The sequence below is a fragment of the Actinacidiphila sp. bgisy160 genome, from assembly GCF_057707815.1.
Window position 1 is genome coordinate 1 of record NZ_JBYIQW010000011.1, and the last position, 15,252, is coordinate 15,252.

The window sequence follows — 15,252 nt, forward strand, 5'->3', positions numbered from 1 at the left end:
CACGGTCCTCGTCCTGGGCACCGTCAGCCTGATCACCGACGTCTCGTCGGAGATGGTCACCGCCGTGCTCCCGCTCTACCTGGTCGCCGGGCTCGGGCTCTCCCCGCTCGGCTTCGGCCTGCTGGACGGCGTCTACAACGGCTTCAGCGCGCTCGTACGGCTGGCCGGCGGCCACCTCGCCGACCGGGGCGGCGGGCGGCACAAGGCCGTCGCGGCCGTCGGCTACGGCCTGTCCGCGCTGTGCAAGCCCGCGCTGCTCCTGGTCCACAGCCTGCCCCTGATCGGTGCCGTCCTCGCCGTCGACCGCACCGGTAAGGGGCTGCGCACCGCGCCGCGGGACGCGCTGATCTCGCTGTCGTCCGCGCCGGAGACCCGTGGGCGGGCCTTCGGCGTGCACCGCGCCATGGACACCGCCGGGGCGCTGCTGGGACCGCTGGTGGCGTTCCTCATCCTGCGGAAGGCCGCCGAGGGGTACGACGCCGTCTTCACGGTGAGCTTCTGCGTGGCCCTCGTGGGCGTGCTGGTGCTGCTCCTCTTCGTGCCGGGCGGCCGCGGCGGCGTTCCCGCCCCTGTGCCCGCGCACGCGCCCTCGCTGCGGGCCTCCCTGGCGCTGCTGCGCCGCCGGGACGTACGGCGGCTGACGGTCTGCGCGACACTGCTGGGCCTGTCGACGGTCAGCGATTCCTTCGTCTACCTGCTGCTGCAGCATCGTCTCGGCGTCCCCGACCGCTGGTTCGCGCTGCTTCCCCTGGGCACCGCGGCGGCCTTCCTGCTGCTGGCGATGCCGCTGGGGCGGCTGGCCGACCGCATGGGCCGCTGGCGGATGTTCCTGGCGGGTCACCTGGCGCTGCTCGCCGCGTACGGGCTGCTGCTCGCACACGGCCCCGCATACCTCGTCCTGCTGCTGCACGGCGCCTTCTACGCCGCCACCGACGGGGTGCTGATGGCGGCCGCCTCCACCACCGTCCCCGACGAGCTGCGCGGTGCCGGGCTCGCCCTCGTCCAGACCGGGCAGGCCGTGGCGCGCTTCGCCGCCTCCCTGGCCTTCGGCGCGGCCTGGACCGCCTGGGGCGACCGCACCGCGCTGACCGCCGCCGCGCTGGCGCTGACGGCGTGCGCGGTCTGCGCCGTGTTCCTGCGTCCGGCGCAGCGCACTTGACCACCGAGGAAAGGCCTCCCATGAACACCCGCAGCCGTCTGTTCGTGCTGCTCGCCGCCATGGCGGCGCTGGCCGCCGTCGCCGCCGTGTCCGTGCTGCGCGCCGCCGACCGCGCGGCGGAGAAGGACCGCCCGCAGGCCGGCGGCCCCGCGGTCACGGCCGGGACGGTGACGCTGGCACCGGACGCGCCCCGCATGGTGTTCCGCAACATGGCGTGGGGCCCGCACCGGGACGAGCTGGCCACCGTCCCGGCCGGCAGCCCCGGCGCCGCGCGCACCGCCTCGGACGTCACGTGCCTGCGCTTTCACGCGGCCGCGGGCACCGGCATCTGCCTGCGGTCGGTCAAGGGCGCCGTCCAGGACGGCTACCGCGCCGTGGTGCTCGACGCCCGGCTGCGCGAGCTGCGCCACTTCCCCCTCGCGGGCATCCCGACCCGGGCCCGGGTCTCGCCCAGCGGGCACATGGCCGCCTGGACGGTGTTCGTCGGGGGCGACTCCTACGCGGGTACCGACTTCTCCACCCGCACCTCCGTCCTGGACACCCGTACCTGGACCCTCGTCAAGAACCTCGAGGACTTCCGGATCACCAAGGACGGCCGGCCCTACCGCGCCGCCGACGTCAACTTCTGGGGCGTGACCTTCTCCGACGACACCCACTTCTACGCCACGCTCGGCACCGGCGGCCGCACCTACCTCGTCCGCGGCGACGTCGCGGCCCGCTCCGTCCGCACGCTGCGCAGCAACGTCGAGTGCCCCTCGCTCTCGCCCGACGGCACCCGGCTGGTGTTCAAGAAACGCGTCGAGGGCCTGTCCCCCGACGCGCCCTGGCGGCTGTACGTCCTGGACCTGGCCACCTTGCGCGAGACCCCGCTCGCGGAGCGGCGCAGCGTGGACGACCAGGTCGTCTGGCGCGACGACCACACGGTCGTCTACGCCCTCGCCGGGGACTTCGGCGCGGACCTGTGGACGGTGCCCGCCGACGGCACCGGCACGGCCCGCCGCATGATGACGGCGGCCCTGGCCCCGGCGTACCTCGGATAGGGCGCGGCCGGGGCCGTCCGCTCAGGTCTCCAGCGCCACGTCGGTCGCCTCGACCAGCGCGACGACCTCGGCGCCCTCGGCGACGCCCAGCTCGTCGAGGGCCTCCCGGGTGATCACGGCGGTCAGCTCGCGGCCGCCCGCGAAGCCGATCCGCGCGGTCGCCATGGCCTCGCCGCGTGTGACGGCGGTGACGGTGCCCGGGATCCGGTTGCGGATGCTGATGCCCTGCACCGGGGCCGTGGCGAGGGAGACCTTCGTCGCCTCGATCAGCACGGTCACCCCGCCGCCGGGGATGATGCCGAGTTCACGCACGGCCTCGGCCGTCACGGCCGCCGTGAAGTCGGGTCCGCCGCCGTCGAGACGGACCGTGACCACGGCCATCACCTCGCCCGGGACCACCGAGGCGACCTTGCCGTCGATCTGGTTGCGAATGGTCAGTGCCATGTGCGGCAACGTAAGGCCGCCTCCGGCGCGCCGCGCGGAACGACCCGCCGCCCGCCCCGGGCCCGGGCGGCGGTCCAGCCCACCGCCGGCGGCTCAGGCGGTGACGAGGTCCGCCCAGCGGGTGAACCCGGCGCGGTCGGCACGGATGCCGTGCCGTGTGGACAGGGCCTTGACGATGCCAAGACCCCGGCCGTGCTCGTCGGGGTCGCTGGATCCCCCCGGCATGCATGGTCGGGCCGACGGGCCGGAGTCGGTCACTTCTATGTGCAGGGCGCTGCGCCCGTCGACCTCGGTCCAGCAGATGCGCAGCGAGGCGGGGCCGTCGGCGTGCACGATCGCGTTCGTGGTCAGCTCCGAGATCACCAGCAGCGCGTCCTCGGCGACCTCCGGGCCCAGCTCCCACTCCGCCAGCACGCCCCGCACTCGCCGGCGCACGACGGACAGGGCACCGGGGATCTGCGACAGCGCGCAGACGTGCACGTCCTCGCGCTGCGGCATCGTCTCGGGCTGTGCCGCCATGGTGTCCTCCTCCGGGGGGAGCCCTGCTGGGTGGACTCCCGGACCTGGACGAAAGCTTCCGAGACCGGACATCGCGGGTCAATGAATAGGGGTCGTCATTATCGAACGCCCTCCTCAGAGGCCGAACGATCTGCGCAAACGCGCTGATGCCCATCGCCGTTGCCGGAGATAGCATCGACGTATGGCCGGCCCGCTCCAGTCCATCGAACGGGCGGCGGCGATCCTCAGGCTCCTGGCCGGCGGTCCCCGCCGCCTCGGGCTGGGCGAAGTGGCCGCCTCGCTCGGGCTGGCGAAGGGCACCGCCCACGGCATTCTGCGCACCCTCCAGCACGTGGACTTCGTCGAGCAGGACCCGGCGACCGGGAAGTACCACCTCGGGGCCGCACTGCTGCACCTCGGCACCAGTTACCTGGACGTCAACGAGCTGCGGTCCCGGTCGATCAACTGGGCCGACGCGCTGGCCGCCCGCAGTGGCGAGGCGGTCCGCCTCGGCACCCCGCTGGAGGGCCAGGTCCTCGTCGTCCACCACGTCTTCCGTCCCGACGACAGTCTGCAGACGCTCGACGTCGGCGCCCTGCTGCCGCTGCACGCCTCCTCACTCGGCAAGATCCTGCTGGCGTACGGGGCGGCACCGCTGGAGCCGCTGCTGAAGGAGGAGCTGGAGGCGTACACCCGGCACACCCTGGTGGTCCCGGAGGAGCTGACCCGGGCCCTGTCCGAGGTCCGCGAACAGGGCTGGGCGGCGGAGGTGCAGGAGATGTCGATGGGCGAGGCGGGGGTCTCGGCGCCGATCCGCGGGTCGGGTGGCCTCGTCGTGGGCGCGATCGGCCTGACCGGTCCGGTCGAGCGGGTCTGCGACACCAAGGGCCGTCCCCTGCCGTCCCTGGTCACGCTGCTCCGCGAGGCCGCGCGGGCGATCTCCAGAGACCTCGGCGCCGCCCGCTGGTGAAGCCGGCCCGCACACCGGAGACGCCGGGGACGCCGGAGAGCGTGAACGCGAGGAAAGCATGAGAAAGCATCGGAAAGCAGGCCCCGATCATGGTTGAACGGTATGTGATGTCCATCGACCAGGGCACCACCTCCACCCGATGCATCCTGTTCGACCACCGGGGGCGCCTGGTGTCGGTCGCCCAGCGCGAGCACCAGCAGCACTTCCCCAAGCCCGGCTGGGTCGAGCACGACGCCCTGGAGATCTGGCGCAACCTCGAGCGCATCGTGCCGCAGGCGCTGTCGTCGGCCGAGATCGCGGCGGACGAGGTCGCCGCGATCGGCATCGCCAACCAGCGGGAGACGACCGTGCTGTGGGACCGGAGCACGGGCGTTCCGCTGGGCCGGGCGATCGTCTGGCAGGACACCCGCACCGCGCCGCTCGTCGAGCGGCTGCGCAAGGACCCCGGCGACGACTTCTTCCTGGACCGCTGCTGCCTGCCGCCGTCCACCTACTTCTCGGCGCCGCGGATCCGCTGGCTCTTCGACGAGGTGCCCGGACTGCGGCAGCGCGCCCGCGACGGCGAACTGCTCTTCGGGACGATGGAGACCTGGCTGATCTGGAACCTGACGGGCGGGGTCGACGGGGGCCTGCACATCACCGACGCCACCAACGCCAGCCGCACCATGCTGATGAACATCCGCTCCCTGACCTGGGACCAGGACCTGCTGGACTTCTTCGGCGTCCCCCGCGCGATGCTCCCGGAGATCCACGCCTCCGCCGAGAACTACGGCGCGGCCCGGACGGTCCTGCCCGGCGTCCGTATCACCGCCGCCCTGGGCGACCAGCAGGCGGCGCTCTTCGGCCAGACCTGCTTCTCCCCCGGCGAGGCGAAGTGCACCTACGGGACCGGCAGCTTCCTCCTGCTCAACACCGGGTCCAAGATGATCAGGTCGCGGCACGGGCTGCTCTCCACGGTCGCGTACAAGATCGACGACCAGCCGGCGGTCTACGCCCTGGAGGGCTCGATCGCCGTCACCGGGTCGTTGGTGCAGTGGTTCCGCGACCGCCTCGGACTGATCAGCAGCGCCCCGGAGATCGAGACCCTCGCCCGCACCGTCGAGGACAACGGCGGCTGCTACATCGTGCCCGCCTTCTCCGGTCTCTTCGCCCCGCACTGGCGCAGCGACGCCCGCGGCGTCATCGTCGGCCTCACCTCGTACATCACCAAGGGGCACCTCGCCCGGGCCGTGCTGGAGGCCACCGGCTGGCAGACCCGCGAGGTCGTCGACGCCATGAACGCCGACTCCTCGCTCAGGCTGAAGGAGCTCAAGGTCGACGGCGGCATGACCGCGGACAACCTGCTCATGCAGTTCATCGCCGACGTCCTCGACGTCCCCGTGGTCCGCCCCATGGTCGCCGAGACGGTGTCACTCGGCGCCGCCTACGCCGCCGGCCTCGCCTCCGGCTACTGGCCGGACCTGAAGGTGCTGCGCAACAACTGGCACCGAGCCGCGCAGTGGCTGCCCGACATGGACCCGGAGCGCCGCGCCGCCGAGTACGAGAACTGGCAGCGCGCCGTCGAGCGCTCCATCGGCTGGATCAGACAGCCCGGGGCCCCGTGACCTACGGCGTGACCAGGGGCGGGACCAAGGACACCGCCCGGCCGGTCACCCGTACCCGCGGGTCCCGCGGGCCGACGCCCACGACCAGCTCGCTCGGGCGCCCCATGTCCTCGCCCTGCCGGACGACCACCCGGGCCGCCTCCGGCACCAGCCCGAGCTCCCGCAGGTAACCGCCGAACGCCGCCGCGGCCGCGCCGGTCGCCGGGTCCTCGACGACCCCGCCCACCGGGAAGGGGTCGCGGGCGTGGAAGAGGTCCGGGGCCTCCCGCCACACGAGGTGCACCGTGGTCCAGCCGTGGCGGCGCATCACCGCGGCGAGGGCGTCGAAGTCGTAGACGAGGTCCGCCAGCCGGGCCCGGTCGGCGGCGGCCAGCACCAGGTGGTGGACCCCACCGAAGGCCACGTGCGGCGGCAGCGCGGGGTCCAGCTCGCCCCGCACCCAGCCCAGCGCGGCGAGGGCCGCGTCCAGCTCGGCGTCCGTGGCCGGGCGGGACCGGGTCGGCACGCTGGTGAGGGTGGCGTGCAGCGCCCCCTCGCCGTCGCCGGCCGTCAGCACCGGGATCTCCCCCGCCGGGGTGTCGAAGACCAGCTCGCCGGGCCCGATGCGCTCCGCCAGCGCGACGGCCGTCGCGACGGTCGCGTGACCGCAGAAGTCGACCTCGGCGAGGGGGCTGAAGTAGCGCAGCGCGAACCGCCGGCGGGCGGGATCCGCGGCCGTGACGAACGCCGTCTCGGAGTAGCCGACCTCCGCGGCGAGGGCGAGCATGCGCTCCTCGTCGAGGTCCGACGCGTCGAGGACGACGCCGGCCGGATTGCCGCCCGCGGGGTCAGAGCTGAAGGCGGTGTAGCGCAGCACGTCGGTGCGGGTTCCAGGTGTCATGCCGTCCACGCTGTCACACCAGGCATCATTCATAGAAACGATGGTTCTTCATGGATGCGATTGATGCAACCGATCGCAGCGGATACGGTCGTGCCGTGGACACCCGACTGCTCACCACCTTCCTCACCCTGGCCAGGAGGGGGAACTTCACCAGCGCGGCCGCCGAGCTGCACATGTCGCAGTCCACCGTGACGGCGCAGATCAAGTCCCTGGAGAAGGAGCTGGGCGTACGGCTCTTCGACCGCATGCCGCGCGGCGCGCAGCTCACCGGGGCCGGTCGGCGCCTGATGGCGGAGGCCGAGGACGTCCTCGATGCGGAGACGCGCCTGCGCGGCACGGCGGCCGGGGACGCACGCTCCGGCGGGACCGTCGCCCTCGGCGCCGGTGACACGCTCTGCTCGACGCACGCGCCCCGGATCGTCGCCGCCCTGCGCCGCACCCACCCCGGCATCGACGTCCACCTCCATCCGGCGGGCACCGACGCGGCCGTGGAGGGCCTGCGGGCCGGGCGACTCGACGTCGCCCTGCTGCTGGAGGACCAGGTCGCGCTGCCCGACATGACCGCCCGGCCGCTCGCCGCCGAACCGCTGGTCCTCATCGCCTCCCCCGGCCACCCGCTGGCCGCGCTGGGCCGGCCCGTCACCTGGGAGGAACTCGCCCGGGAGACGTTCTTCCTGCACGAGGAGGGCTGCTCCTACAGCGACCGCGTCGCGCGCGAGCTCCTCGGCGTCCGTGACGCCCGGCCGCGGCTGACCCGGTTCGGCAGCAGCGAGGCCGCCCGCACCTGCGTGGCCGCGGGCCTCGGCCTCGGTGTCCTCCCCCGCGCCACCGTCCGCACCGCCCTACGCGAGGGCACCCTCACCGCCGTGCCGGGGCCCCACCTCCCCGACGTGCCCGTCCAGCTCGTCCGCCGGCGCGGACGCTGGACCTCCCCCGCGCTCCAGGCCGTCCTCGACGCGCTGACGGAGCACTTCTCGCGGTAGCGGGCGAACAGGCGCGCGGCGGCCCGGGTCCGTACGTCGGGAGAGGTTCCCAGGCCACCCCCATCATCCGGGTCACCCCGGCGCCGTGACGGGTGCGCCCATGGCCAGAGCTCGCACCACCCGCCCGCTTCACAAGGCGCCCCCGTCCGTACGAAGTCCTGCACGACGGCCGACGCCCGGTCGATGCCCAGCACGAAGTAACCCGTGAACTCCGCGGGGTCGTCCATGACGGGGACGTCCACCACGGCACCCGGCGGGACAGTCCCGTCGCCCACGACAAGGGACGTCACCACCCGAGCCACCAGGATCCGATGGCTTCCGGACGCGCTGGGCCTCGACCCTTCGTGACAGCCGGCAAGAGCGCGGATTGTCATCTGCGGCGTTGCCGCCTACGTCAGTCGTCGAATTCGAAGCCGTTCGCTTCCGCTGACGTCACCAACTGCCGCATACGGTCGCCATCCGTCGCGACAGCGCTCATGCGCATACCCAAGTCCTCAAGAGCACTCCGCTCCGAACCGTAGGCGCAGAACATGCCTCCCTCCGGGTCGTAGGAGAAACGCCCTTCCAGAGCCGGGGCCTCAGTGCTGACGAGCACTTGGGCAATGCCTTCCCAGAAGTAGCCGTTGGGTTCGTGCCCCAGTGCTTCGACCACTTCGTCCACATCCGTGGTTCCGGCATCCAGCAACAGGGAGTATTCGCCGGGGGACAGCTCAAGCAGCCTCAAAGGTTCCACGGGCGGAGCCTCGCGGTAGATCAATTGAAGCGCAACCGCCAGGCCGGGTCGGGCATGTCCGGCTTCCGATGCGTATCTGACCGACGTCAGCGATCCACGAACCCGACTCACTCCCCGTCGGCCAGCGCCGGCACCTCATGCTCAGGGAACAAGCCGCTGGCCCGCATCGCCTCGGCGGCCCGCGGGTCCATCAGGAAGACGAGTCCCTCATTGCCGCCTGCGCAGAGGGTGTGAGCACGCAGCGCGCTACGCCCGGCAGCGGCGAGCAGCTGGTTGACGACAGCCAGGGGACGGACGGTCGACAACGCCCACGGATCCCCGCCCTCCCAGTCCTCAGGCCTCGCGACCACGCAACGAATCCCATTGATCGAAACCGTGTAGTCGTCGGCATCCGGGACCGTCTCGATCTCCAGCACCACGCCGTATCGCGCCAGTGCCGGAGCCAGCTCTCGAAGGAACCTCTCGACCCCGCCCTCCGCCAGTTCCTCGAGAAGGTCGAGATGCAGCGGATAGCAGCCGGTCGCAACCTCGGTCATCGCCGACTCACGCAGTTCCGCCGGCAGATGATCCCACAACCCGTAGCGGTTCAACGCCTCGGCCATTGCGCGATGACGCTCATCACCCCGCCACGGATCACCGCCCTCGGCCCTGGGGCGAAACCGCCTGGCCCCTACATCGTCAAACGCCATGGGCCGACGGTAGCGCGATGACCTGACACTGCAGCTGATACCAAGTGGAAGTGGCGCGATCCGCCGGGCCGCCAGCATCGTGCTGCCGGCCCGGATCGCGTCGTCCGGGGAAGACCCCGCTGACCTGCGCCTACAGGTTCGGGAGGTTCTTGCGGAGCTCGAACGCGGTGACCTCGCTCCGGTACTCCTCCCACTCCTGCTTCTTGTTGCGCAGGAAGAAGTCGAAGACGTGCTCCCCCAGCGTCTCGGCGACCAGCTCGCTGCGTTCCATGAGCGTGATGGCCTCGCCGAGGTTCTGCGGGAGGGGCTGGATCCCCAGGGCGCGGCGCTCACCGTCGGAGAGGGCCCAGACGTCGTCGTCGGCTCCGGGCGGGAGCTCGTAGCCCTCCTCGATGCCCTTGAGGCCCGCGGCCAGGAGGACGGCGTAGGCGAGGTAAGGGTTGGCACCGGAGTCGAGGGAGCGGACTTCGACCCGGGTGGAGCCGGTCTTGCCGGGCTTGTACATCGGGACGCGGATGAGCGCGGACCGGTTGTTGTGGCCCCAGCAGATGTACGACGGGGCCTCGCCGCCGGCGCCGGCGGTGCGGTTGGCGCCGCCCCAGATGCGCTTGTACGAGTTGACCCACTGGTTGGTGACCGCGGAGATCTCGTCGGCGTGCCGGAGCAGGCCCGCGATGAAGGAGCGGCCGACCTTGGAGAGCTGGTACTCGGCGCCGGACTCGTGGAAGGCGTTGCGGTCGCCCTCGAAGAGGGACAGGTGCGTGTGCATGCCGGAGCCGGGGTGCTGGCTGAAGGGCTTGGGCATGAACGTGGCGTTCACGCCCTGCTCCAGCGCGACCTGCTTCATGACCAGGCGGAAGGTCATGATGTTGTCGGCGGTGGACAGCGCGTCCGCGTAGCGCAGGTCGATCTCCTGCTGGCCGGGGGCGCCCTCGTGGTGGGAGAACTCCACCGAGATGCCCATGGACTCCAGCATCGTGATGGCCTGGCGGCGGAAGTCCTGGCCCACGTTCTGCGGGGTGTGGTCGAAGTAGCCGGAGTTGTCGGCGGGCACCGGCACGGTGCCGTCCAGCGGCAGGGTCTTCAGCAGGAAGAACTCGATCTCGGGGTGCGTGTAGAAGGTGAACCCGAGGTCGGAGGCCTTGGCCAGGGACCGCTTGAGGACGAAGCGGGGGTCCGCGTACGACGGGGAGCCGTCCGGCATGAGGATGTCGCAGAACATCCGTGCGGTGCCGGGGGCCTCGGCGCGCCACGGCAGGATCTGGAACGTGCCGGGGTCGGGCTTGGCGATCATGTCCGACTCGTACACCCGGGCGAAGCCCTCGATCGCGGACCCGTCGAAGCCGATGCCCTCGTCGAAGGCCTGCTCCAGCTCGGCCGGCGCCACGGCGACCGACTTGAGATAACCCAGCACGTCGGTGAACCACAGCCGCACAAATCGGATGTCGCGCTCCTCGAGGGTGCGGAGCACGAACTCCTGCTGCTTATCCATAGCTATCCAACCTCACAGGTCATGGGGCCTGTTGTCCGTGCCGGCTCGAGCGAGGGCCAGACCAGTATCGCGCGAGGGGGTTACCGGTCTGTTTCGGCGGCGGCCGGGACCGCCGGACACCCCTCGCCACCATTGTGATGCACCCTTGCGATCTTGACATAGGGGGCCGACCCGGAAAGGCCCGTCCGCCCCGGCTTCCCGGGCCGAGTGCGCGACCCCACAGGCGCCACCCACGACATCGCGTCGCTTTGACGATTACACTGAGCGGCGTGCCTCAACTTCGCCTCGCCCTGAATCAGATCGACTCCACCGTCGGCGACCTCGCCGGGAACGCGGAGTCGGTAGTGCGCTGGACCCGGCACGCGGCCGAACAGGGAGCCCACCTCGTGGCATTCCCGGAGATGGCGCTGACCGGGTACCCCGTGGAGGACCTCGCCCTGCGCTCCTCCTTCGTCGAAGCCAGCCGCGCCGCCCTGGAGGCGCTCGCCGGGCGTCTGGCGGCCGAGGGCTTCGGGGAGCTGCCGGTGGTCATCGGCTACCTCGACCGCAGCGAGAAGGCCCAGCCCCGCTACGGCCAGCCCGCCGGCTCGCCGCGCAACGCCGCCGCCGTGCTGCACGGCGGGAAGGTCGTCCTGAAGTTCGCCAAGCACCACCTGCCGAACTACGGCGTCTTCGACGAGTTCCGCTACTTCGTGCCCGGCGACACCCTCCCGGTGATCCGGGTGCACGGGGTCGACGTCGCCCTCGCCATCTGCGAGGACCTGTGGCAGGACGGCGGCCGCGTGCCCGCCACCCGCACCGCCGGCGCCGGGCTGCTGCTCTCCGTCAACGCCTCCCCGTACGAGGTCGCCAAGGACGACACCCGCCTGGACCTGGTGCGCAAGCGCGCCCAGGAGGCCGGCTGCACCCTCGCCTACCTCGCCATGATCGGCGGGCAGGACGAGCTGGTCTTCGACGGCGACTCGATCGTCGTCTCCGAGGACGGCGAGGTGATCGCGCGCGCCCCGCAGTTCGAGGAGGGCTGCGTCCTGGTCGACCTCGACCTGCCCGCCGCGGACACCACGAAGGTGCCGGGCGGTCTCGCCGACGACGGCCTGGAGATCGAGCACGTCACCCTCTCGGCCGAGCCGCTCCCCGCGTACGAGCCCGAGGTGCGCGGCGGGGAGGCCCCGCGGCTGGGCGACGACGAGGAGATCTACACCGCGCTGGTCGTCGGCCTGCGGGCGTACGTCGCCAAGAACGGCTTCCGCTCCGTGCTGATCGGCCTCTCCGGCGGCATCGACTCGGCGCTGGTCGCGGCCCTCGCCTGCGACGCGGTCGGGGCGGCCAACGTGTACGGCGTCTCCATGCCGTCGCAGTACTCCTCGGACCACTCCAAGGACGACGCCGCAGAGCTGGCCCGGCGCACCGGGCTGAATTTCCGCACCGTGCCGATCGCCCCGATGTTCGACGCCTACATGGGCTCCCTGGGGCTGACCGGGCTGGCGGAGGAGAACCTGCAGTCCCGGCTGCGCGGCACGATGCTCATGGCCATCTCCAACCAGGAGGGGCACATCGTCCTCGCCCCGGGCAACAAGAGCGAGCTGGCGGTCGGCTACTCCACGCTGTACGGGGACTCGGTCGGCGCGTACGGGCCCATCAAGGACGTCTACAAGACGACCGTCTTCCGTCTCGCGAAGTGGCGCAACCAGGCCGCGGCGGAGCGGGGCCAGACCCCGCCCATCCCCGAGAACTCCATCGCCAAGCCGCCGAGCGCGGAGCTGCGGCCCGGCCAGGTCGACACGGACTCCCTGCCGGACTACGACGTGCTGGACCAGGTGCTGGCGATGTACGTCGACCAGGACAAGGGGCGCGACGCGATCGTCGCCGCCGGGTTCGACGGGGAGCTCGTGGCGAAGGTGCTGCGGATGGTGGACACGGCGGAGTACAAGCGGAGGCAGTATCCGCCGGGGACGAAGATCTCGGCGAAGGGGTTCGGCAAGGACCGGAGGCTGCCCATCACCAACCGCTGGCGCGAACACGTGTGACGTCGCCTGACAGTGCGGGGGTGCCCCTCGCGGCCCGTTGTCGGGTGCGGGTTGTTCGTGCCTGCGGCGGGCATGCCCCACCGGCCCTCCCCCAGCCGGCGCGATCGGTGACCGCCTCGCGCGTTCGTGGTGCGCCGGGGCGGCCTGCCCGAACCCGGGCTTCAGGGGGCTGAGGCCCCGGGTCGGGCCCGCCTCGGGGCGGCGCCGGGGGAATGATGCCCCGTTCAGGCGCGGAGCAGGGCCGGTTGTCCGTACGGCTCCGGTCTCGTTGCCGTTCGCATCCGCGGACGGCAACGAGACCCAAGGTCACCGGAAAGGTGGCCCGCTCCGGCGCCTGAACCCCCACCACGAACCACCCGCACACCGCAGCCGGCATCCGTGCGCCCGCGGGACGCGGGACGGCGCGACAGCCGACGGCGGCGGACCGGCGGAGCCGCCGTCAGCCCACCCCGCACCGCGAACGGCACCGCGCCGCCGTCAGCCCACCGGCTCCGCGGACCGCACCACGGCATCGGACGCCACGACGACCCGGGACGAGGACGACCCCGCGGCCGGCACCCTCGCCGCACGCCGCTCCCACAGGCCCGCGACCGTGGCGATCGCCAGCCCCGCGACCGCCAGCCCCGCACCCGCCACCGCCGGGGCGGTGTACCCGAGGCCGTGCGCGAGCACGACCCCGCCGAGCCAGGCGCCCCCCGCGTTGGCCAGGTTGAACGCGGCCTGGTTCGCGGAGGAGGCCAGCGCGGGAGCGTGCCGTGCCTTCTCCATGACGAGCATCATCATGGGCGACCCCGTCGCGAAGGCCGCGACCCCGAGCAGGACGACCGTCAGCGCCGCGCTCCACCGGGCGTGCGCGGTGACCGTGAACAGCAGCAGGACGACCGTGAGCGCGCCGAGCCCGCCGATCAGGGATGGCCGCAGGGCGCGGTCGGCGAGGCGGCCGCCGAGGAGGTTGCCGATCGTCGCGCCGACGCCGAAGAGGGCGAGTACCAGCGTGACGCTGCTCGCCCCGAAACCGGCGACCTCGGTGAGCAGTGGCGTGATGTAGCTGTAGACCGCGAAGACGGCGGCGAAACCGAAGATCGTGGTACCCAGCGCCAGCCAGACATGTCCGCTGCGGAACGCCGACAGTTCCCGGCGCAGTCCACCGCCTGGGGCGAGGGGGATGCGGGGCACGAGCAGGGCGATGCCGGCGATGGCGGCGAGGCCGATGAGGCCGACGGCGAGGAAGGTGGCGCGCCAGCCGAGGTGCTGGCCCAGGAGGGTGGCGGCGGGGACGCCCACGATGTTGGCGACGGTGAGCCCCGCGATCATCAGGGAGACGGCGCGGGCCTTGCGCGCGGGGTCGACCATGCCCGCGGCGACGACCGCGCCGACACCGAAGAAGGCGCCGTGCGGGAGCCCGGCCAGCACGCGTCCGGCGAGCAGCCAGCCGAAGCCGGGGGCGAGGGCGGAGAGCGTGTTGCCGACGGTGAACAGGCCCATGAGGGCGAGGAGCAGCGCCTTGCGCGGCATCCGCGTGGTGACCGCGGCGAGCAGTGGGGCGCCGATGACGACGCCGAGGGCGTAGCCGGAGACGAGGTGACCGGCGGTCGGGATGGAGGTGTGCAGGTCGTCCGCGACGTCAGGCAGCAGGCCCATCATCACGAACTCCGTGGTACCGATGCCGAATGCGCTGATCGCCAGTGCGAGCAGGGCGAGAGGCATGACAGGCCTTTCCGGGGCAGGGTCGGGAGCAGCTATTAGTTTAGCTACGGAACAAAACCTGCCCGGCCCTTTCTTCCCGTGGCGCAGAACTCGTTACGGGAGTGCTACCTTCGCCGCCACCGGCCGGTGGTCGCTGCCCGTCGCGGGCAGCACCCACGAGGCGGTCGGCTCCGCTCCCCTGACGAGGATCTGGTCGATGCGGGCGGTCGGGAAGCCGGCCGGCCAGCTGAAGCCGAAGCCGTCGCCCGCGGCGCCCTGCGTGGAGCGCATCTGGGAGGTGACGTTGGCGAGCGCGCGGTCGTTCATCGTGCCGTTGAGGTCGCCCATGAGGATCACGTCGGGGAGCTTCTCGTCCGCGACGGCCTCGCCGAGCGCGTCGGCGCTGCGGTCGCGCTCGCCGGCGGTGAAGCCCGCGTTGAACTTGACCCGCACCGAGGGCAGGTGGGCGACGTAGACCGCGACCTTCCCCTGCGGCGTGGTGGCGGTGGCGCGCAGGGCACGGGTCCAGCCGAGCCGGATGTCCACCGGCCGGACCTGGCTGAGCGGGTACCTGCTCCACAGGCCGACGGTGCCCAGCCTGGCGTGGTACGGGTAGCGGGCCTTGAGTCCGGACTCGTAGACGGAGACCTTCCCGGCGGGGATCTCCTCCAGCGCGACGAGGTCGGCCCCGGAACCGACGAGAGCCTGGGCGGTGCGCGCGGGGTCGGGGTTCTCGGCGTTGACGTTGTGGGTCAGCACCGTGAGGTCGCCTCCGCCGGTGTCCTTGTTCGTGAGGAGCCCGCCGAAGAAGTGCAGCCACACCACGATCGGCAGCAGAACGGCGATCAGCGCGGTCGCCGAGCGCCGCAGCACACCGGCCACCAGCAGCACCGGGAGCAGGAGCCCGAGCCACGGCAGGAAGGTCTCCAGCAGGCTGCCGAGGTTGCCGACCCGGTTGGGCACCGCGCCGTGAAACGCCATCAGCAGGGCGACGACGACGGCCAGTACGGCCGTGACGATGCCCCGCCGCCACATTCCGTCACCGAA

General features: G+C 72.1%; 14 protein-coding genes. 6 read left to right on the forward strand and 8 right to left on the reverse strand.

Translation table 11 applies throughout. The features are described from left to right. On the forward strand, nt 1-1,159 hold a 1,159-nt coding region (locus tag AC3EUJ_RS12155; protein WP_431961113.1), incomplete at its 5' end, for an MFS transporter. A gap of 20 nt (nt 1,160-1,179) precedes the next feature. Then, nucleotides 1,180-2,199, forward strand: a complete 1,020-nt coding sequence (locus AC3EUJ_RS12160; RefSeq protein WP_431961114.1) for a TolB family protein — start codon at nt 1,180-1,182, stop codon at nt 2,197-2,199. Between the two features lie 21 nt (nt 2,200-2,220). Here the strand turns inward: AC3EUJ_RS12160 and AC3EUJ_RS12165 are convergent, their stop codons facing one another. Continuing rightward, on the reverse strand, nt 2,221-2,643 hold the full coding sequence (locus tag AC3EUJ_RS12165) for a TOBE domain-containing protein (protein ID WP_431961115.1): 423 nt from the start codon (nt 2,641-2,643) through the stop codon (nt 2,221-2,223). Nucleotides 2,644-2,736: 93 nt separating this feature from the next. Further along, on the reverse strand, nt 2,737-3,162 hold the full coding sequence (locus AC3EUJ_RS12170) for an ATP-binding protein (RefSeq protein WP_431961116.1): 426 nt from the start codon (nt 3,160-3,162) through the stop codon (nt 2,737-2,739). Nucleotides 3,163-3,343: 181 nt separating this feature from the next. Between AC3EUJ_RS12170 and AC3EUJ_RS12175 the strand changes: the two genes are divergently transcribed. After that, on the forward strand, nt 3,344-4,111 hold the full coding sequence (locus AC3EUJ_RS12175; protein ID WP_431961117.1) for an IclR family transcriptional regulator: 768 nt from the start codon (nt 3,344-3,346) through the stop codon (nt 4,109-4,111). Nucleotides 4,112-4,200: 89 nt separating this feature from the next. Continuing rightward, entirely contained in the window at nt 4,201-5,715 is a 1,515-nt protein-coding gene (glpK, locus tag AC3EUJ_RS12180; protein ID WP_431961118.1) for a glycerol kinase GlpK, read from the forward strand. Between the two features lies 1 nt (nt 5,716). Here glpK and AC3EUJ_RS12185 read toward each other — a convergent pair whose 3' ends face one another. Beyond that, entirely contained in the window at nt 5,717-6,595 is an 879-nt protein-coding gene (locus tag AC3EUJ_RS12185; protein ID WP_431961120.1) for a PhzF family phenazine biosynthesis isomerase, read from the reverse strand. A gap of 95 nt (nt 6,596-6,690) precedes the next feature. On the opposite strand from AC3EUJ_RS12185, the gene AC3EUJ_RS12190 reads away from it, so the two are divergent. Beyond that, nucleotides 6,691-7,578 carry a LysR family transcriptional regulator gene (locus AC3EUJ_RS12190; protein ID WP_431961121.1) on the forward strand — a complete coding sequence of 296 codons (888 nt, stop codon included), beginning with the start codon at nt 6,691-6,693 and terminating at the stop codon, nt 7,576-7,578. A gap of 394 nt (nt 7,579-7,972) precedes the next feature. Here AC3EUJ_RS12190 and AC3EUJ_RS12195 read toward each other — a convergent pair whose 3' ends face one another. The 3 genes from AC3EUJ_RS12195 to AC3EUJ_RS12205 all read right to left on the reverse strand — a co-directional run bounded on the left by AC3EUJ_RS12195 (nt 7,973) and on the right by AC3EUJ_RS12205 (nt 10,492). Next, nucleotides 7,973-8,311 carry an Imm51 family immunity protein gene (locus AC3EUJ_RS12195; protein WP_431961122.1) on the reverse strand — a complete coding sequence of 113 codons (339 nt, stop codon included), beginning with the start codon at nt 8,309-8,311 and terminating at the stop codon, nt 7,973-7,975. A 107-nt stretch (nt 8,312-8,418) separates the two neighbouring features. After that, on the reverse strand, nt 8,419-9,000 hold the full coding sequence (locus AC3EUJ_RS12200) for a hypothetical protein (RefSeq protein WP_431961123.1): 582 nt from the start codon (nt 8,998-9,000) through the stop codon (nt 8,419-8,421). 130 nt (nt 9,001-9,130) lie between these two features. Further along, nucleotides 9,131-10,492 (reverse strand): glutamine synthetase family protein, encoded by a 1,362-nt coding sequence (locus AC3EUJ_RS12205; protein WP_431961124.1) that lies wholly within the window; start codon nt 10,490-10,492, stop codon nt 9,131-9,133. Between the two features lie 269 nt (nt 10,493-10,761). Here AC3EUJ_RS12205 and AC3EUJ_RS12210 point away from each other — a divergent pair, with 269 nt between their 5' ends. Then, nucleotides 10,762-12,519 carry an NAD+ synthase gene (locus tag AC3EUJ_RS12210; protein WP_431961125.1) on the forward strand — a complete coding sequence of 586 codons (1,758 nt, stop codon included), beginning with the start codon at nt 10,762-10,764 and terminating at the stop codon, nt 12,517-12,519. A gap of 477 nt (nt 12,520-12,996) precedes the next feature. Here AC3EUJ_RS12210 and AC3EUJ_RS12215 read toward each other — a convergent pair whose 3' ends face one another. After that, entirely contained in the window at nt 12,997-14,226 is a 1,230-nt protein-coding gene (locus AC3EUJ_RS12215) for an MFS transporter (RefSeq protein ID WP_431961126.1), read from the reverse strand. A gap of 93 nt (nt 14,227-14,319) precedes the next feature. Beyond that, nucleotides 14,320-15,240 (reverse strand): endonuclease/exonuclease/phosphatase family protein, encoded by a 921-nt coding sequence (locus AC3EUJ_RS12220; RefSeq protein ID WP_431961241.1) that lies wholly within the window; start codon nt 15,238-15,240, stop codon nt 14,320-14,322. Between the last annotated feature and the right edge of the window lie 12 nt (nt 15,241-15,252).